This window comes from Vibrio sp. 1580 (assembly GCF_033340055.1).
In genome coordinates, this window is sequence record NZ_JAWOVT010000217.1 from 1 (window position 1) to 768 (window position 768).

Annotated in this window: 1 pseudogene; it reads left to right on the forward strand. The window is 43.1% G+C overall.

The window, feature by feature from the left end:
• Window positions 1–82: 82 nt before the first annotated feature.
• Window positions 83–768 (forward strand): annotated as a pseudogene (locus R7093_RS25120) (methyl-accepting chemotaxis protein); the annotation flags it as partial.

Genomic DNA, 768 nt, shown 5'->3' on the forward strand with positions numbered 1-768 from the left:
TCAATACAATCCAATGAATTTTGTTACTTTTTTAAGACAATTCTTATTTATGTTGTCTATTTTTGGGAGAGGAAGCTCACTTATGCGAGGTTCAGTTATTAAAAGGATGTATGCGGGCTTTGCGCTGATCATCATCCTGTTTGCTGTCACAATTGCCATTATGATGGGGGGAATGCACGATATTCACGGTAAATTTGAAACCGTCTCTAAATCATCGTTGCCCCTTGTATCGTTATCTAACCAAACCAGTGTGGAACTGCTTTCTGCCGACAAGTCTTTTAAAGATTTTCTAACCACTGAGAATAAACAGCGCATGGAAGAAATGCGTCAGGAGTTTGCGAGATCTCAACAACGTTTTGAATCCACTTTGGCGCAGCTCGAATCAGCAAGCCAGATCTACCCTTCTCTTGCCGAACCTTTTTCTCAACTGAAGACGCTAGAGCAAAGCTACTTTACCGAAGCACTCGAAGCGATGGACAACTATGAAGCAATGTTTTCAGCACAAGAAGAAGTGCAGAAGTCATCACGCCGCTTTCAAAAACTCAACACTGAACTTTCTGTTGGCCTGAAAGAATACGTTGCAGACCAATCGAGTATTTCAGTGAAGGTTATGGCGAAAAGCTACTTCATCAAACTCAAAGATGCCGAAGTGATCACTTCCGATGCGCTGGCCAGCTCCAATCCTGAGTTTGTTACGCAAGCGGTAACGAAAAACCGTAAAGCAGTAACGCACTTGAACTACGCGTTCCGTGGGTTGGTCACTCAACT